At 44.9% G+C, this 18,990-nt stretch carries 18 protein-coding genes; 2 read left to right on the forward strand and 16 right to left on the reverse strand.

The genetic code is table 11. From position 1 onward, the window contains the following. Positions 1-87: 87 nt before the first annotated feature. The 6 genes from bcp to ACXQIQ_RS10055 form a co-directional block, all read right to left on the reverse strand. Entirely contained in the window at positions 88-555 is a 468-nt protein-coding gene (gene bcp / locus ACXQIQ_RS10030) for a thioredoxin-dependent thiol peroxidase (RefSeq protein WP_439302038.1), read from the reverse strand. Between the two features lie 97 nt (positions 556-652). Then, positions 653-1,075 carry an ion channel gene (locus ACXQIQ_RS10035; RefSeq protein WP_439302039.1) on the reverse strand — a complete coding sequence of 141 codons (423 nt, stop codon included), beginning with the start codon at positions 1,073-1,075 and terminating at the stop codon, positions 653-655. Positions 1,076-1,171: 96 nt separating this feature from the next. Further along, a complete protein-coding gene (locus ACXQIQ_RS10040) occupies positions 1,172-2,455 on the reverse strand; it encodes a hemolysin family protein (protein WP_439302040.1) in 1,284 nt (427 codons plus the stop codon). A 91-nt stretch (positions 2,456-2,546) separates the two neighbouring features. Further along, positions 2,547-3,332 (reverse strand): ABC transporter permease, encoded by a 786-nt coding sequence (locus ACXQIQ_RS10045; RefSeq protein WP_439302041.1) that lies wholly within the window; start codon positions 3,330-3,332, stop codon positions 2,547-2,549. Positions 3,333-3,338: 6 nt separating this feature from the next. Beyond that, positions 3,339-4,130 carry an ABC transporter permease gene (locus ACXQIQ_RS10050; protein WP_226551708.1) on the reverse strand — a complete coding sequence of 264 codons (792 nt, stop codon included), beginning with the start codon at positions 4,128-4,130 and terminating at the stop codon, positions 3,339-3,341. Further along, positions 4,123-5,136 carry an ABC transporter ATP-binding protein gene (locus ACXQIQ_RS10055; RefSeq protein ID WP_439302042.1) on the reverse strand — a complete coding sequence of 338 codons (1,014 nt, stop codon included), beginning with the start codon at positions 5,134-5,136 and terminating at the stop codon, positions 4,123-4,125. The genes ACXQIQ_RS10050 and ACXQIQ_RS10055 overlap by 8 nt, the downstream gene beginning before the upstream one ends. Before the next feature lie 268 nt (positions 5,137-5,404). Between ACXQIQ_RS10055 and ACXQIQ_RS10060 the strand changes: the two genes are divergently transcribed. Then, the gene (locus ACXQIQ_RS10060) at positions 5,405-6,694 is read left to right on the forward strand and encodes a glutamate-1-semialdehyde 2,1-aminomutase (protein ID WP_439302043.1); all 1,290 of its coding nucleotides are present in this window, start codon (positions 5,405-5,407) and stop codon (positions 6,692-6,694) included. Between the two features lie 196 nt (positions 6,695-6,890). On the opposite strand, the gene ACXQIQ_RS10065 is transcribed toward ACXQIQ_RS10060, so the two are convergent. Further along, a complete protein-coding gene (locus tag ACXQIQ_RS10065; RefSeq protein WP_439302044.1) occupies positions 6,891-7,703 on the reverse strand; it encodes a TerC family protein in 813 nt (270 codons plus the stop codon). Positions 7,704-8,062: 359 nt separating this feature from the next. On the opposite strand from ACXQIQ_RS10065, the gene ACXQIQ_RS10070 reads away from it, so the two are divergent. After that, on the forward strand, positions 8,063-9,151 hold the full coding sequence (locus ACXQIQ_RS10070) for an FUSC family protein (RefSeq protein WP_439302045.1): 1,089 nt from the start codon (positions 8,063-8,065) through the stop codon (positions 9,149-9,151). A 46-nt stretch (positions 9,152-9,197) separates the two neighbouring features. Here ACXQIQ_RS10070 and ACXQIQ_RS10075 read toward each other — a convergent pair whose 3' ends face one another. The 9 genes from ACXQIQ_RS10075 to ACXQIQ_RS10115 form a co-directional block, all read right to left on the reverse strand. Next, complete coding sequence (locus tag ACXQIQ_RS10075; RefSeq protein WP_439302046.1) at positions 9,198-10,109, reverse strand: ABC transporter permease; 912 nt, start codon at positions 10,107-10,109, stop codon at positions 9,198-9,200. 47 nt (positions 10,110-10,156) lie between these two features. Beyond that, a complete protein-coding gene (locus ACXQIQ_RS10080) occupies positions 10,157-11,131 on the reverse strand; it encodes an ABC transporter permease (protein ID WP_458026106.1) in 975 nt (324 codons plus the stop codon). A 234-nt stretch (positions 11,132-11,365) separates the two neighbouring features. Continuing rightward, the gene (locus ACXQIQ_RS10085; RefSeq protein WP_439302048.1) at positions 11,366-12,949 is read right to left on the reverse strand and encodes an ABC transporter substrate-binding protein; all 1,584 of its coding nucleotides are present in this window, start codon (positions 12,947-12,949) and stop codon (positions 11,366-11,368) included. Between the two features lie 25 nt (positions 12,950-12,974). Then, the gene (locus ACXQIQ_RS10090; RefSeq protein ID WP_439302049.1) at positions 12,975-13,961 is read right to left on the reverse strand and encodes an ABC transporter ATP-binding protein; all 987 of its coding nucleotides are present in this window, start codon (positions 13,959-13,961) and stop codon (positions 12,975-12,977) included. A 14-nt stretch (positions 13,962-13,975) separates the two neighbouring features. Beyond that, positions 13,976-14,947 carry an ABC transporter ATP-binding protein gene (locus ACXQIQ_RS10095; RefSeq protein WP_439302050.1) on the reverse strand — a complete coding sequence of 324 codons (972 nt, stop codon included), beginning with the start codon at positions 14,945-14,947 and terminating at the stop codon, positions 13,976-13,978. 273 nt (positions 14,948-15,220) lie between these two features. Then, positions 15,221-17,011 carry an ABC transporter ATP-binding protein gene (locus ACXQIQ_RS10100; protein WP_439302051.1) on the reverse strand — a complete coding sequence of 597 codons (1,791 nt, stop codon included), beginning with the start codon at positions 17,009-17,011 and terminating at the stop codon, positions 15,221-15,223. Between the two features lie 66 nt (positions 17,012-17,077). Continuing rightward, positions 17,078-17,605, reverse strand: a complete 528-nt coding sequence (gene ntdP, locus ACXQIQ_RS10105) for a nucleoside tri-diphosphate phosphatase (RefSeq protein WP_439302052.1) — start codon at positions 17,603-17,605, stop codon at positions 17,078-17,080. Positions 17,606-17,689: 84 nt separating this feature from the next. Then, positions 17,690-18,367 carry an SOS response-associated peptidase gene (locus tag ACXQIQ_RS10110; protein ID WP_439302053.1) on the reverse strand — a complete coding sequence of 226 codons (678 nt, stop codon included), beginning with the start codon at positions 18,365-18,367 and terminating at the stop codon, positions 17,690-17,692. Between the two features lie 280 nt (positions 18,368-18,647). Next, positions 18,648-18,878 (reverse strand): gamma-type small acid-soluble spore protein, encoded by a 231-nt coding sequence (locus tag ACXQIQ_RS10115; protein WP_439302054.1) that lies wholly within the window; start codon positions 18,876-18,878, stop codon positions 18,648-18,650. Positions 18,879-18,990: the final 112 nt, after the last annotated feature.

Here is an 18,990-nt window from a genome sequence, read left to right on the forward strand (position 1 = left end):
TTTCAAGTTTTCTGACGATTTAATCGTATCATAAAGGGGTTCTAAGTAAAAATAAAAACGAGGTTGTAGGAACCCCGTTTTTACCTATTACATATTCTCTTTAATGTAGTTGAGCGCTTCTTCTACGTGATCTTTCACGCGAACCTTGCGCCATTCTTTGACGAGTTCTCCATCTTCATCAATGATGAAGGTCGAACGGACAATGCCCATATACTCTTTCCCGAAATTCTTCTTCAGTTGCCAGACACCGTATTGCTCGGCAACCTCATGATCCTCATCTGCCAGTAGCAAGAATGGCAGATCATGCTTCTCGATGAATTTCTTGTGACGGTCTATCGGGTCAGGGCTGACACCGAGTATCACAGTGTTCTGATCACTGAATTCGCTGTGGTGATCTCTGAAGTCACATGCTTCCGTCGTACAACCTGGCGTCATGTCTTTCGGATAGAAATACAACACGACATTTTTTCCTTTGAAGTCAGAGAGGCTAACCTTCTCTCCATTGTTTGCTTCTAGTGTGAAATTTGGTGCTTTTTCTCCTGTTTTAACAGTCATGTTCGAGAACCCTCCTATACATAATCGATATCCGTGTCCGAAAACTGGACATCTTCCTGCTTTAAGGGTACCCAATCTTCAATTCTGTTACAAGTAATCAGTCCGTATCAACGACTGTTGAAAGGACGAATGCAGCTGGCAGAAGGTAACCGACCAGTGCTTCTATGACAGAGATCCACCTGCCGAGTCCGACTGGGGTGATGTCTCCATAACCGACGGACAATAAGGTGACCGCGCTGAAATAGGAAACCGCTTCAGTCAATTCGGTAAAATCTCCGTTAACCGGTACCCCACCTTCCATCAGGACAGGAACACCCGTGATGATGAGTGTAAAGTAGATCGATCCGAAGCCAAAGATGATGATGGAATAAACGATGAATAAAGCCATCAAGTCTTCAAACGAGATGAACTTCCTAGGTTTTTTATGTGAAGGACGGGGATGTCGAAAGAATGACATGATACTTCTTTGGATGATGAAAAACACGACACAAATGACACCAACAATCATTAATAGATCCATCCAATCCACCTCTCCACAATGTATGCGGAAAGCGGGGAAAAATGGACAGGTTTTTACCGCACGAAAAAACCCCCACTATTGTGGAGGTCCCTTCCCTTAGTCTGCAACTGCAGCGATCCGTTTGATCTGCTGATCGTCCGCTTCTGAAATTTTAAAGCTGACATGCCCGTAAGTGAATTCGTCCCCTTCTATGACTTCGGAAGTTTGGGATAAGATCCAGCCTCCGATCGTATCGAGTTCGGAGTCGTCTATATCCAATCCGAAGAACTCGTTCACATCGGCAATCAACGCTTTTCCATCCAGGATCGCATGTTGATCGTTCACTTTCTTGATTTGTGGTTGCTCTTCAATATCGAATTCGTCTCGGATTTCTCCGACGATTTCTTCTAATATGTCCTCTACCGTTACAAGTCCAGCCGTTCCGCCATACTCATCGATCAAGATCATCATATGGATCCGTTCACGTTGCATCTGGACAAGAAGGTTCTTGATCGGCGTGGTCTCGATCACTTTCGTTACCGGACGGATGAAATCCTCTATCGGTTTGTTTTCATTCTTCAACAATGAATTGAACACTTCTTTAATGTTCACGATTCCGACGATACGATCCTTATCTCCATCCGCTACAGGATAACGGGTATATTTTTCACGGCTCATCACTTCAATGTTTTCTTCCATCTCTTCATCCGTGAACATACAGACCATCTCAGTACGCGGTACCATGATTTCCTTAGCAGTCCGATCATCGAATTCGAAGATCTTATTCACGTAGTGAAGCTCAGATTGATTGATTTCACCACTCTTATAGCTTTCCGATAAAATAATTCGCAATTCCTCTTCCGAGTGGGCCATGTCATGTTCATTTGCTTGGCTGAAGCCGAGCATCCTGATGATCAAACGAGCAGAACCGTTCAAGGACCAAATGAATGGATACATGATTTTCGCAAACCAAATCAGTGGCCTTGCTAAAAGTAAACTGATGGTTTCCGCTTTCTGAATCGCAACTGTCTTTGGTGCCAACTCCCCTAATACGACGTGTAAAAAGGTGATCAAGGAGAACGCTATGATGAACGATAGCGTACTTGCAAGGGTCGGGGAAATTTCGAACTGCTCAAATACAGGATGCAGCAGTTTTTCAACTGTCGGTTCCCCCAACCAACCAAGGCCGAGCGCGGTGATGGTGATTCCGAGCTGACAGGCGGAAAGATACCCGTCCAGATTGTCGAGCACTTTACGAGCGGCTTTCGCCCGCTTGTTTCCTTCTTCAACAAGCTTATCGATCTTTGTGGATCTTACTTTTACAATTGCAAATTCTGCAGCGACGAAAAATGCGGTAGCCGCGATTAATATAGCGACAAGAATGAGATTAATGATTGCCACGGTTCGCCTTCCTCTTAAGAGAAGGCTTCACCTCCGTTATAAGATAATTTACTTCTATGTTCCCTCATAACCCCTAAAACATAACCTCGAATTAACTTCCTGCTCCTCGATACTTCGTCACACCTACATTCCATAGGAAAATCGAAAGGCCGAAGAACAAGATGCCCATGAACGGTGTCAAGAATGCGTAGCCGTACCACTCGGTTTTATCGAGGAAAAAGGCGGCTGGATATACACCGACAAAGGCGAATGGTAAAATCCACGTCAACACATATCGGATCACCTGGTGGTAGATGTCGACGGGATAGCGCCCGAAGTTCCCGATGTTGTACATCATCGGCATGATGGCAGTCCGGCTGTCCGACCAGAAGCTGACAGTTGCGAGACTGATGAAGATCCCTGCATAAACGAGGGCTCCTCCGATGACGAACAGGATGAACAGGATCGGGTCATACCAATCGATCGTCAGCCCAAGGTTGCTTCCGGCATAAAACATGACGACGAGTCCTGTGATGATCCCGAACATCGACTCCAGTTCCATACGCTCAAGGATGACCTGGAACAAACTGTGGATCGGTCTGGTCAGGATGCGATCCAGTTCTCCTTTTACGATATAACGCTCGTTGAAGTCCCAGATGTTGAAGAACGTCGAGAAAAAAGCGAATGGGACCAAAAAGAATCCGTAAATGAAAATGATTTCATCCTTCGTCCAGCCGCTTAACAATTTCGTGTGGCCGAAAACGACCAGGATGAAGATCAGGTTGACCGCCTGGAACAATAGGTCAGAGAGGAGCTCAACGACCATGTCCGAACGATAGGTCAAACGTGTCTTCATATATTGCCCGACATATTGCATGAAAATCGAAATATATCGCATGACAGATCAACCTCCTTGTATGACCATTTGTTTTTTTGCGAGCGTCCATAGGACCTGAATCGGAACAAGGAGAATGAGACACCAAACAAGTTGCATCATGATTGCGTTATACACTTCACTTCCGACAAACCCTTCTGAGAAGATCATACTCGGAACGTACGAAATGTATTGGAACGGAAACCATTCCATTGCCGATTGCGCCCATCCTGGATAGAAGCTGATCGGCAGGATCAATCCGGAAAACAGGTCGATGACGACGCGCTTCGCTCTCATCAGACCATCATTATTAAATAGGAAGAAGGTGATGATGCCTGTCATCAAATTGATCTGCGTATTGATGATGAAGCTGAAAATGATTGATATTCCGAAAAAACCCCATGTGGACAAGTTCGCTGAAAATTCCATCGGAAAAATGAGCGATACGATGAACATCCCAGGAACCGAGAAGAAGAATAACCGGAAGATCCCTTCTCCTAGCGCTGCCATCGTTTTCATATTCAAATAGTGATACGGCCGAATGAGTTCAACCGCTACTTTTCCCTCTTTTATTTCGAGCGCGATTTCACGGTCGATGTTATTGAAGTAAAAAGCACGAGCCATCCACGCAACTGCGATGTATGTAGTCATCTGGATGACGGAAAGTCCTTGAATGTCCTCTTTACCGCCATAGATGGCACTCCATAAAAAGTAATAAGCAGCGATGTTGATGCTATAGATGATGATTCCGCTGTAGTAATTTGTTCGGTAAGCGAGCATCATCAAAAACCGAATCCTGATCATTTCTATATATTTAGCCATGAATAACGCCTTCTTCATAGATGTTTCGGATGATCTCCTCGGTTGACGTTTCAAGGATCTTCAAGTCAAGAATCTGATGGTTGGAGACGACATCCCCGATGACTTGAGAGATGATGTCTTCATCGTTCGTTACGTTCGCAGTCCAAGTATTCGCGTTTTCCCCTGGCTCCCAGACAACCAGTTGTTTGCCTGTAGCGGCGTTCAGCTCTTCTCTCGACTTCGCCGCCTTAAAATGGAATTCGATCTGCTTGCCTTCGCCCCAGCTCGTTTTGAGCTGATTAAGTGCCCCGTCATAAATGATTTTACCTTCATCCAGCATGACGACCCGTTCGCATAACGCTTCAATGTCTGATAGGTCGTGAGTCGTCAACATGATGGTCGTGTTGTATCTTTCATTCAGTTCTTTTAAAAATTCTCGGATTTTCAGTTTGACGAGCACATCGAGACCGATCGTCGGCTCATCTAAAAAGAGCAACGGCGGATTATGAATGAGGGCGGCTGCCAATTCACATCTCATCCGTTGACCGAGTGATAGCTTACGAACCGGCCTGTCCAATAACGGTGCGATGTCGAGTGCTTCAATGACCATCGACATGTGCTCGTTATAATCTTCATCGGATACGTTGTACACTTTTTTGAGCAGGCGGAACGATTCCTGTACCGCAATGTCCCACCATAACTGGGACCGTTGACCGAAGACGACTCCAATCGTTTTCACAAACTTTTCCCTTTCCTTGTGCGGGTTCATCCCATTGATAGTGACTGTTCCATCCGTTGGAGTCAGGATGCCTGTAAGCATTTTGATCGTCGTCGATTTTCCTGCCCCGTTTTCACCGATATAACCGATCATCTCTCCAGGCTTCACATCGAGAGAAATCGAATCGACCGCTCGGTGGATTTTATAATTTCGTGTGAGCAGGTCACGGAAAGCCCCTTTGAGGCCTGATCTGCTCGAATACGATTTGAATTCTTTCGTCAGATTTTCGACATGTATCATCTTATCCATAAGTAAGTTCCCTCCAATTACACCATTAACAGTGTATACAACCCGAGAGTAAAAAGACAACTCAGTTGTTTTCTCTCGTCCATCCCCATATTGAGTAAGGAAGCAAAATGTGGATGAAATAGGATTCTGCGTAATCACCGAAACTTTGCTACAATATTCATTGAAGTGCCAGGCACCGAAAAAGAACTGTTGTTACATAAGGCTTTCAAAACGGTGCCTGGTACCAGCCCCAAAGCTGACTCTTCATTTATAGGGAGGTATTCTTATTATGGATCGAAATCGATCAGTTGAATTATATTCAGATGCACTTGAACATATCGTCGGTGGAGTGAACAGTCCATCGCGTTCCTTTAAAGCTGTTGGCGGAAGCGCTCCTGTTTTCATGGAAAAGGCGCAGGGCGCTTACTTCTGGGATGTCGACGGCAACCAATATATCGATTATCTCGCCGCTTATGGTCCAATTATTACAGGGCACGCACACCCTCATATCACAAAAGCCATCACGAACGCCGCAGAAACGGGTGTCTTATACGGCACACCTACACGACTCGAAAACCAATTTGCCTCTATGTTGAAAGAAGCGATTCCTTCTATGGAAAAAGTCCGTTTCGTCAACTCTGGTACAGAAGCAGTCATGACGACGATTCGTGTCGCTAGAGCTTACACAGGTCGGGATAAGATTATCAAATTCGCAGGATGCTACCACGGACACTCAGACCTTGTCCTCGTTGCGGCTGGATCCGGTCCGTCCACACTTGGAACACCGGACTCTGCAGGTGTACCGAAAAGCATCGCCCAAGAAGTGATTACTGTCCCATTCAATGATGTTGATGCTTTTAAACAAGCGATTGATACGTTCGGAGATGAAGTTGCCGGCATTCTCGTCGAGCCGATCGTCGGGAACTTCGGAATCGTCGAGCCGAAACCCGGTTTCCTGGAAGCGGTAAACGACATTGCTCATGATGCAGGCGCGCTCGTCATTTATGATGAAGTCATCACTGCTTTCCGTTTTATGTATGGCGGTGCTCAGAACCTGCTGAACGTTGAACCGGATATGACGGCACTCGGTAAAATCATCGGTGGCGGTCTTCCAATCGGTGCGTACGGCGGTAAAAAAGACATTATGGAAAAAGTCGCACCACTCGGACCAGCCTATCAAGCAGGAACGATGGCTGGTAATCCAGCTTCCATCTCAGCAGGTATCGCATGCCTCGAAGTCCTTCAACAAGAAGGCGTGTACGAAAAGATGGACCATTTAGGTGAAAAGCTTGAAACCAGCATCCGTCAGTTGGCCGAAAAATACTCCGTACCCCTTTCGCTTAACCGTTTGAAAGGCGCACTGACTCTGTATTTCGGTTCAGACGAAGTTGTCACGAATTATGAGCAAGCGGAACGAAGTGACGGAGAAATGTTTGCTCGTTTCTTCAATCTAATGCTGGATCAGGGCATCAACCTTGCGCCTTCAAAATATGAAGCCTGGTTCCTGACGACTGCTCATACAGAAGAGGACATCGATCAAACAATTCAAGCAGTAGAGCACGCTTTTAAAAACCTTTAACTTATAAGGAGGTTGACCCAACATGATCGGGTCAACCTTTTTCATTGTAATAGAAGTCTGTTTTGTATGGTTTCTGATCAATTCAACGGTTTTTCTGTTCATTTCAGCTTTTATTCTGTTCATTTCACTCCGTATTCTGGTCATTATGGAGGATTATTACATCATCCCTACATTACATTGCATACACAAACCAGATTTACGCACCTGTCTTTGAATCCTGGTTATAAGAAGGCTCCTCTGTTGATTCTACACTTGGCTTCTTTTCCTTCGAAAACACCCATCCACCGACCGCAATCAATATCAAAACGCCATAAAACGTCATTTTCCAGGCTGGTGACTTCGCGAAGCCTTCTTCAATAATCGCAAGTTCCGGGTGAGTCAATGTGTATACGGCCAGCTTCACCCCTACCCAACCCACAATAAGAAAGGCAGCAATTTCAAGCTTCGGACGAGACTCCAGCAATTTCACGAATACGTTTGCAGCAAATCGCATGATGATCAGTCCAATCAATCCACCGAAAAAGATGACCAGGAATTTCCCTCCATCTAGTCCACCAATGTTCGGTAGGTTCGTTTTCGGAAGTGTAACCGCTAGTGCGACCGCCGCTAATATCGAGTCTACTGCAAATGCAATGTCCGCCAACTCGACTTTCAAAACGGTACCCCAAAATCCAGATGCCTTCTTTTTAGCTTTGACCTTACCTTGTTTCCCGACCTTTTTGACCATCACTTTTCTAAAAATGTGGTTAAAGGCGATAAAGAGGAGATAAACGGCTCCAATCGCTTGCACTTGCCAAACGTTTACTAGAAATGAAATGGCGAAGAGTGAGCCGAAACGAAAGACGAACGCTCCTAACAATCCATAAAACAATGCTTTCTTTCGCTGCTCTTCCGGTAAATGTTTTACCATGATTGCTAAGACAAGAGCGTTATCTGCTGCAAGGAGTCCTTCCAATGCAATCAAGACCAAAAGAATCCAACCGTATTCCATGAGCACAGCAACTTCCATCTGTATTTCCTCCTTTTTTTCAGCTCACGTCACTTCACAAAAAAATGACCCTTACCTATTAGGTAAAGGTCATCAGAACATAAATAAAGACCTTTACCAACCGTACGGTAAAGGTCTTGCTAACAACACGATGTGCTGCCACTGGAACCGAGAGCATCAGCTCTGGAATGACGACTCCAATGTAAAAGCTACTCCCCTTTAGGAGCTATATTATTAGACTCATTTTACCCCCTTTTCATAAAATTGTAAATAGGTTTACATCTTCGTGTAGGAATTATTTAAAGTATTGATTTCTAGGAAGATTGGGTGTATAGTACGTTCATCACAAGGCTTATTTTGAGAAAGGGTTTTACGATAACATGAAATTCGGTGCTCGTATCATTAAGACAGGAGTCGCAATTTCACTCGCTTTATATATTACGATGTGGTTGAATCTGGATTCGGCATCCTTCGCTGCAATTGCTGCATTGTTTGCCATCCAACCGACCATCTACCGTTCCTATCAAACCATCATTGAGCAAGTCCAATCCAATTTGATTGGTGCGACACTTGCGATTATCGCCGTTCAGACATTAGGGAATGCACCGATTGTCATCGGACTGATCAGTGTTTTGATCATTGCCATCAACATTAAATTGAAGATAGAATCCACCATTCCGTTAGCGATTGTGACCGTCATCGTGTTGATGGTCAATCCAGGAGACGATTACCTTACATTCGCAATCACACGTTTTTCGGTCATCATGATTGGCGTATTTTGTGCGTTTCTTGTGAATTTGGTCTTTTTACCGCCAAAATATGAAACACGTCTTTACCATAAAAACGTCAAAAACATGGAACAGATCTCTCAGTGGATCCGTCTCGCTACCCGGAATGATGCGGAGCGAAAAATCTTGAAAGATGATCTTGCCAAAATCAACGAAAGTATGATCAAGGCAGATAACTACTATCTCATGTTTAAAGAAGAGAGGAATTATTTCAAAGGTTCGGAGTATACGAAGAATCGGAAACTGGTCCTCTTCCGGAACATGATTACGACGACGAACAAAGCTTTGGCAATCTTGAAAAGTCTAGATCAGCATGATCATAAGATCTACCAGATGCCTGAAACGATTCAAAAACTGATTCAAGGTCAGCTGGATCATCTGACGAACTATCATCAACGGATACTCATGAAATATATCGGGAAAGTCCGCTATCAATCTCCCGAAGAAGTCGTGAACCAACTGGATGAAGATGAGAAAGAGCTGACAGAATACTTCATGGAGCTCTATGATCATAACCAAGTCGAAAGAGAGCAATGGATGAATGTCTTCCCGCTCATCGGGTTGATCATCGATTACAACCACCATCTCGTCCACTTGGATAAATTGATTGAAAGCTTCCATACGTATCATACGGAAGATAACGAGGTAAAAATAACCGACGCTTATGCGCAAGATGAATAGAAAGCAAAAAAGGTCTGCCGTCAGAGGCAGACCTTTTACATTGAAACTAGCTTTTCATTTTCGGATCGAGTGCATCACGGAGACCATCACCCATCAAGTTGAATCCGAGTACGGTCAACATGATGGCGAGACCAGGGAAGATCATTGTCCAAGGTGCATCGGTAATATAGCTCCGTGCATCCGCCAGCATCGTCCCCCATTCTGGTGTCGGTGCTTTTGCACCTAATCCGAGGAATCCGAGTGCAGCAGTTTCAATGATTGCTGTTGCGATCAGCAAAGTCCCTTGAACGATGATCGGTGCGAAACTGTTCGGAAGGATATGCTGGAACAAAATTCTTCGGTCCCTCATTCCGACCGCTTTCGCAGCCATGATATACTCTTCCTCTTTTATACTCAAAACCTTCGATCGAACGAGACGTCCGAAGTTCGGAACGTTGATGATGGCGATGGCGATGAGCGCATTCCTTAGTGAAGGTCCCAGCACCGCGACAATCGCGATTGCCAGTAGAATACTAGGGAAAGCAAGCATGATATCGAACAAACGTGAGATGATCGTATCAACCCATCTGCCATAGTAGCCCGCCAAAATACCGAGCGTCGATCCAATGATGATGGATCCAAGTACGGCAAAGAATCCAACGGTTAATGAGATTCTGGAGCCGTAGATGATCCGACTGAGGACATCGCGTCCAAAGTCATCTGTACCAAACCAATATTCTGAAGAAGGTGCTTCAAGCTTCGCATAATTATCCGATGAAATCTTCTGTTCGTTAATTCCTTCAGGTGCAATGAGTGGAGCAAAGACAGCTAAGAAAATGAAGAAGCTGACGATTCCTAACCCTACCAGCGCCAACTTGTTCTTGCGAAAGCTCTTCCAGGCATCTCTCCATGGCGAAGCAGGCTTTTCTTCTTGCTGCTTTGGCTCTATTGGATTTTCATTTCTTGCAAGTTCCGCCATATTGTTCTCTCTCCTTTTAAACTTCAGCTCTTATAAAACTTCAGCTATTATTGATATTTGATTCTAGGATCGATTGCAGCATATAAGAGATCCACTAGAAGATTGATCGTGACAAAGACCAACGCAATGACAAGAATGCCAGACTGGATGACTGGATAGTCACGGAAACCGATCGCATCATAGATATAACGTCCAATTCCAGGCCAACTGAAGATCGTTTCCGTCAGGATGGCTCCTCCTAGCAAAAGCCCCATTTGTAGACCGATGACAGTCAAAACTGGGATGAAGGCATTTTTCAAGGAGTGCTTGTAAACCACCCAGAACATGCGCAATCCTTTCGCACGTGCCGTACGGATATAATCGGAACGCATGACTTCAAGCATACTTGAACGTGTCATACGAGCGATGATCGCCATTGGAATGGTCGCTAATGCGAGACCAGGTAACGTCAAATGTCTCAAGACCGTTTGCAACTGGTCGAAGCGTCCCTGGATAATCGTATCGATGATGTATAAGTTCGTTATGGAATCGACAGGATTCAAGATACTTTCCCTTCCTGAAGTCGGGAACCATCTGAACTCAACCGCGAACGCCCACTGTTCCATCAATCCTAACCAGAAGATCGGCATGGATACTCCGATAAGAGCAAGTAGCATTGCTACATAGTCGAACCAAGAGTTTTGGAACCACGCACTGATGATTCCTGCGTTCACACCAACCACGACTGCAATGAACATTGCGAATAGAGATAGTTCTAAGGTCGCTGCAAAATAAGGCCATATCTCTTCGCTGATCGGTGCGTGGGTCCGGATCGAGTTACCGAGGTCTCCTGTCAGGAGGTCTTTCATATAGATGACGTATTGGACGTACCATGGTTCGTCAAGACCAAGACTGTCCCGCAATTGAGCGATTGCTTCTTTGGAAGCCTGTTGTCCTAGTATGATTTGAGCTGGATCTCCTGGGATGGCACGGATCAAGAAAAACACAATCAGTGACATACCGATCAGAACCGGGACCAGCATCAAGATTCTTCGTATCGTATAAGCAAACACTTTTCTCTCACCTCTTCAGCATACTGGCTTAATTTCGTTGTTCATAGCTGCTTATACACTGGATAAGCCAATGCTATGCAAACCGGTTTGGGCTTATAGTTGCTGTTTCCCGAACAAGATAAGAAGCAGTTGATCCGGTTCACAGTCAGAATATAAATGCTAAAAGAAAAGGGGAGCGCTATACTCCCCTCTACTTTCAATCCATTACTTTAAAGAAACATTTGTCAACTTATCAGAACCAGTAGGGTGAGGTTGGAAACCTTCAACCGTCTTAAGTCCTGCAAGTGCTGGCTCAGAGTGTACAAGTGGTACCCAAGGAGCATCTTCGTGAATCAATACTTGAGCTTGCTTGTAAAGCTCTGCACGCTTCTCTTTGTCAGGAGTCGATTGTGCTTCGATCAAGATATCATGTACCTTGTCATTTGCATAACGAGAGTAGTTGTTTGAATCGATTGTATCCTTATCAAGCAACGTGTAAAGGAAGTTGTCAGCGTCTCCGTTGTCACCAGTCCATCCTAGCAAGAACATTGGCGCTTCACCTTTTTGTGCTTTTTCGAGGTAAGTACCCCACTCGTAAGATACGATTTCAGCATCTACACCGATTTTTGCAAAGTTCGCTGCGATTGCTTCAGCAGCTTTCTTTCCGTCCGGCATGTATGGACGTGGAACTGGCATTGCCCATAGTTCAGTCTTGAATCCATCTGGATATCCTGCTTCAGCAAGCAATTGCTTCGCTTTTTCAAGATCGAAAGGATATGGATCTACTTCGTCATTGTATCCATCGATTACTGGAGGCATCGGGTTCTTCGCAGGCTCAGCTTGTCCTTCGTAGAACGCTTTGATCAATGCTTCTTTATCGACAGCATGGTTCAATGCTTGACGTACTTTTTTGTCATTGAATGGCTCCATTTGTGTATTGAAACCAAGGTAACCAACATTCATAGATGGGCGGAAGAATGTTTGAAGATCTGCATTATCCTCGATCTCTGCAACATCACTTGGGTTCACGCCATCCATCAAGTGGATTTCACCCGTCTTCAATGCATTCAGACGGTTCGAGTTATCAGGAATTGCACGGAAGATGACTTTATCAAGCTTTGGAAGTCCTTCTTTCCAGTACTCTCCGTTCTTTTCAAGAGTGATGCGGTCGTTACGCTTCCAGTCAACAAACTTGAATGGACCTGTACCAACTGGCTCAGTTTCAATCTTGTCGAATTCACCTGGTGCAGCGATTGAGAACGGTGTCATCGCCAAGTTCTTCAAGAATGGTGCTTGAGGACGGTTAAGTTTGAATTCAACCGTATAATCGTCTTTCGCTTCAACACTTTTGATGACGTGTCCTTCGTCGCCTTTGAATCCACCAAACATGGATGCATAGTAAGCGAACTTACCAGAATCTCCACTTGTCATCCAACGCTCGAAGTTTTTCACAACTGCTTCTGCGTTGAAGTCTTCACCATTGTGGAATTTGACACCTTCACGAAGAGTGAATGTGTAAGTGAGACCATCTTCAGCGATATCCCATTCTTCTGCAAGAGCTGGGTTGACATCCGTATCTTGCTCACCATATTCTACGAGCGTGTCATAAACGTTCTTGATAACTTTGAATGATTCACCATCTGTAACCGTTGCTGGATCTAATCCAACAGAGTCACCGCCACGTCCGAAGATCAATGTTTGTTCTTTAGACTTGTCGCCGTCTCCTCCGTCAGAGTTGGAGTTACATCCTGCAAGAGCTACGGACAACACCATGATTGCGGCTAATGCCCACAGTAAGCTTTTCTTCATTAAGTACTCCCCCTAGATTGAAATTTTATATGGACTTGTCATCCTCATAGAGGTGACAAGCTACATAATGATTTTCTTCGACCTCTTGGAACTTTGGAACAACCTGTTTACATACATCCATCGCTTCTGGACATCTCGTATGGAACGGACAGCCTGATGGCGGGTTGGACGGGCTTGGAACATCACCTTCCAACATAATCCGATCCTTCTTATGATCTACATCCGGTACAGGTACCGCTGATAGAAGCGCTTGTGTATATGGATGCAATGGTTTTTCATATACTTTCTCACTGCCTGCCAACTCGACAATGCGGCCGAGATACATGACGCCGACACGATCACTGATGTGGCGGACGACACCGAGGTCATGGGCAATGAATAGATATGTTAGATCAAATTCACTTTGAAGGTCCTGCAACAAGTTCAACACTTGAGCCTGTACAGAAACATCCAGAGCAGAAACTGGCTCATCGGCAATGATCAACTTCGGCTTAACTGCTAAAGCTCTCGCAATACCGATACGCTGTCTTTGACCTCCACTGAATTGGTGCGGATACCTTTTGGCATGGTAAGCACTCAATCCGACTGTTTCAAGGAGTTCTCTGACTCTTTCCTTCCTCTTCTTCCCGTCTTTTTCAATTTCATGGACGATCATCGGTTCTTCAATGATCTTCTCGACGGTGTGTCTCGGGTTCAGTGAAGCATAAGGATCCTGGAAGACCATCTGAATATCGCGTCTCATCTTGCGCATTTCAGACGCAGACAGTTTCGTCAGCTCTTTCCCGTTGAAATGCACTTCACCTTCTGTCGGTTCAAGTAACCGCAGCAGCATCCGTCCAGTAGTGGACTTTCCGCAACCACTCTCTCCGACAAGACCGAGTGTTTCACCTTCGTTGACGGAGAATGACACTCCGTCGACCGCTTTTACCGATCCGACTTGTTTGCCGAATACTCCACCTGTAATCGGAAAATGCTTCTTAAGTCCTTTTACATCTAATAATGGTTGTGACATACTCTGACCCCTTCCTAGCTGTTATGGAGCCAGCAACGTACCCGGCTTCCATCTTCTTGATTTTCTAGTTCTGGTGTTTCAGCGAAACAGCGGTCAAAAGCGTGTTCACAACGCGGTGCAAATTGGCACCCTTTTTGGATTGAACCTGGTTTCGGTACCGTACCAGGAATGGAGTATAAACGGTCTTTCTTGTCTCGCATGTCAGGTACAGATTGTATCAACCCGACTGTATAAGGGTGTTTCGGTTCTTTGAAAATCGTGCTGACACTCGCTTCTTCAATGACTTTACCGGCATACATGACAACGATCCGTTCACACATTTCAGCGACGACACCGAGGTCATGGGTGATCATGATGATTGAAGTATCCGTTTCTTTATTCAATCGTTTCATCAGGTCAAGGATCTGAGCCTGAATTGTTACGTCGAGCGCAGTCGTAGGCTCGTCCGCAATCAATACTTCCGGTTCACAGACCATCGCCATTGCGATCATGACCCTTTGTCTCATCCCTCCGGAAAGCTGATGAGGATAACTGTTCATCAATTCTTCCGCTCGTGGAAGGCCGACCAGTTTCAAGATCTCGACGGCACGATTCCATGCTTTCTTCTTATCCCATCGATTATGTAACCGAATCGCTTCGATTAGTTGATTTCCGATTCTATAAACGGGATTGAGTGACGTCATCGGTTCTTGGAAGATCATCGCAATGTCATTTCCTCGAATCTGTCTCATCCGCTTATCATTTACTTTTGTTAGGTCTTCCCCTTTGTAAAGGATCTCCCCACCTACGATTTTTCCAGGAGGAGAAGGAACTAGTCCCATTACTGAGAGTGATGTAACACTTTTCCCGCAGCCGGATTCCCCGACGATCCCGAGAACCTCACCACGTTTTACGTGAAAGTCGACATCATTCACAGCAGGTACTTCACCTTCGTCTGTGAAAAAATAGGTCTTTAATCCCTTAACGTCCAGTACTGGAGCATCCATCCGCCCCACCTCTCTTTCTGACTCGATATCCTGGTGTGATAATTTTTACAAAATTGTTACGGTTCTGAACGTTTGTTCATTATTATGCCATCGTTCCATTCTTTTGACAACACGAAATATTTAGAAAGTTTTAAATATACAACTTATGTACTAATACGCTTTCAAGCGCTAAAACTCCTGCTTTCTCCCTAATTTTTACCTGATATTTTCAACTCAAAAAAATATTTTTCGACAAAAAAAGAGGTCGGCTTTTGTCAGCCAACCTCTTCAAAATTATTTTTCATCCAGTGCTTGCACTGTAAACAGATTGTAATAACTTCCTTTTCGCTTCATCAATTCCTCATGAGAACCGACTTCTGAAATCGAACCATTCTCTAATACGACGATCCGGTCTGCGTGCGTGATCGTGGCGAGCCTATGTGCCACAATGAAAGTCGTCCTGTCCTTCGCCAATTTTTCAAGGGATTCCTGGATAAGATGTTCGCTCTCAAGGTCCAGCGCAGACGTTGCTTCATCAAGGACAAGCAACGGTGGATTCTTTAGAAAGACCCGCGCAATTGCCAGTCGCTGCTTCTGTCCTCCAGATAGTTTCACGCCTCGTTCACCGATCTTCGTATCATAGCCTTGTGGGAGTTTCATGATGAAGTCATGGGCATTCGCCGCTCGAGCTGCTGCATGCATATCCTCATCAGATGCGTTAGGGTTCCCCATTTTGATATTCATTCGGACGGATTCGCTGAACAATATGTTGTCCTGCAAAACCATCCCGATTTGATCCCTCAAGGTGCGGACCTGGTACTCACGAATATCCCTTCCGTCAAGCAGAATTCGACCGCTCGTCACATCATAAAACCTCGGGATCAGACTGACGAGGGAAGATTTCCCTCCGCCGCTCATCCCCACAAGCGCAATCGTTTCACCTGACTTCACATCCAAGCGAATATCCTTCAACACCGATTCTTCTTCCTCATCATATTGGAAGGAAACATGGTCGAAGGTAATGTTGCCGTCAACATGCTTCAGCTTCTTCGCACCAGGCTTGTCCTCGATGTCATACGCTTCGTCCATGAAATCGAACACCCTGTCCATCGATGCAATCGCCTGAGTCAATGTCGTCGAGGAATTCACAAGTCTGCGAAGCGGATTATAGAGCCGATCCATGTATGCGACGAACGCGACCATCGATCCGATCGTAATTTTACCTGTAATCGCAAAATAAGCGGCCACACCGATGACGAGCATCGGTGCTACGTCTGTGATCGTGTTGACGACCGAGAAGGTTTTCGCGTTCCATGACGTATGTGAAAGTGCACGATTGAGGAAATGCGTATTCCGGATGTTGAACTGATCCTGTTCGTAATCCTCAAGTGCGAAACTGCGGATGACACTGACACCCTGTACCCGTTCATGAAGATGCCCTTGTACTTCTGCAAGAGCCTGGGACCTTTCCTTAGTGAGACTTCTCAATCGACTGTAAAAATATTTGACCGATAAACCGTAAAACGGGAGTAGCGAAATCGCGACAAGGGTGAGCCAACCATCCATCGTGAACATGATTCCGATCGCGATGAAAATCGTGATCATATCGAGCCATACGTTCATCAAACCGGTCACCACAAAGGATTTCGTCTGTTCCACGTCATGGATGACACGTGAAATGATTTCGCCGACTTTCGTATTCGAGTAATATTTCAGGCTCAGCTTCTGAATATGGCTGAACAAGTAATCCCGGATATCAAACAGCACCTTACTGGCCGTCCATTGGGCATAATATTGCCGGTAGTATTCAATCGGTGGTCTCAATACGATGAACACAAAAAAAGCCCCGCCCAGGACCCAGGATAAGCGGGTGTATTTCTCATCCAAACTGATATCCGCATTAATGACGTCATCAATGACGTATTTCAAAATCAACGGCATCAACAACGGAATTCCGAACTTGAAAATCCCGATGAAGACCGTGAAAATGATCTGTTTCAAATAAGGTCTTACAAAATGGAGATAACGCTTGATACTATCCGTCGTAACCACCTCCTGTTGATGGGTTCTATGTTGTGTATCCATCCATTTTCCATAGTGTAAAAAAAGCTCGACACAAGTCGAACTTTCCATCTTATGAGTGCTTAACTGTTATCGGTGTTCCAAAAACCGTTCATACCAGTTCTCAACGAAATAAGGTTCGAATGGACCTTTCCGTTGATTGATCATCGAACAAAGCTCATCTAAATTCCTTTGTAAGATATCACTGATCTGTTTCGGATAATCCATTTCCTTCTTATGAAGGGCGAATTCATCTTCATCAAGAATCGTGTAGGTCATGTCTGGAAAGACCTTCACATCCAAATCGTAATCGATATATTTCAAAGCTTCACCATCGTATGTAAATGGTGTGCCTAGATTACAGTAATAATGGATTCCTTGCTCCCTTAACATGCCGATGACATTGAACCACTGTTCTGAATTGAAGTAACAGATCGCAGGTTCCCTTGTACGCCATTGTCTCCCATCAGATTCCGTAACGATGATCCGGTCATTTCCGCCGATCACAACAGAAGAAGTTCCTCTAAGTACGATGGTTTCTTCCCATACTCGATGGAGTTGTCCATTATGTTTATAGCTTTGTATTTGAATTGAACTTCCTGTGGTCGGAAAAGACATACGAAACTCCTTCCTTACGCTTTCATCAAAAAAATCCCTCTCCCCATTATATCCTTTCTCATCTGTAATGGAAAAGGATGTGCATTAATTCCTCGAAAGCTCTTCAATACACTCAGGGACTTCATTTCGAGGAGAATTCACAATCGTTGATACATTATACGCCATCATATCTGAGGCTTCAAACGGTTGCATCATATCAACCAAAGCTTCTTGTTCCCCGTCCCATTCCAGCCACTTCGAATAATCGTCTTTCGGTAAAATGACAGGCATGCGGTTATGGATATCTTCCATCAAGTCGTTCGGTTCGGTTGTCAAAATGGTACACGTATGGACCGGATTCCCTTGCTCATCCTTCCATTTTTCCCATAAACCTGCGAATCCGAACGGCTTATCATTTTTCATCTTTATGTATTTAGGCTGTTTTTGTTTGCCTTCTTTTTTCCATTCATAAAAGCCGTCTGCCGGAATGATGCATCTTCGTCTTTTGAAGGCATGCTTGAAGCTCGGTTTCTCAGGAACCGTCTCAGCTCTCGCATTGATCATTTTATAGGCAATGGACGGATCCTTCGCCCAGAAAGGAATCAGACCCCATTTCAGGAATCCTGCGCGACGCTTTCCTTCATTAGAAACGATCGCCACGATATCCTGCGATGGTGCAATGTTATACCGAGGCTGTAAATCGAATCCTGGAGCGAACTCATCGATATCGAACCAATCCATCAGTAAGTCGATTTCCGCTGTCAACGTGAACCTACCGCACATCACAATCCCGCCTTCCATCTCTATTGTAACCGTACCCTACGTTGTTTTAATCATAACATAGAAGAAAAGCGGAAGTACTTGTACAGGATGTACTGACTTCGACGTTCACCAAAGGACGTGGTGGTTTTTAGTCGAAGATTCCTAAAATATTTGAGGGACACTGGAAGACCGACGATGAGGCTGTGATCGCCACAGTAGGTCTGAAGTGGCCAAAAGACTGGGCTCTATCACTTCATCCGAAAAAACACCCCCGACGGCTACGTCGAGAGTGTTTGTGGAGTTACTGTTGCTTGTTTTGTTGTTGCTGTTGTTGTCCCTGCTTAGCGCGCATCGCTTGTTGCGATTGCTGGTTTTGCTGGCGTACTTCTTGAGCATATTCTTGTCCGAATTCTGCTTGGTACTGACCAGCTTGTTGAGCAGGTTGCTGTTGTTGTGCTTGTCGTTGAGCTTGTTGCTGTTGTGCTTGGTTAGCACCAGCTTGTTGTTGTCCTGGCTTTTGTTGTTTTGCCATGAGTCTCACCTCCACATGAGTTAATTTAACCACCGTGGAAGGGTGTTATCCGACAAAATCAGATGTACCATTTACCATACATAATCCATTTTTTGAAGGAAAGATTAAATTC

This window comes from Pseudalkalibacillus sp. Hm43, from assembly GCF_054170705.1.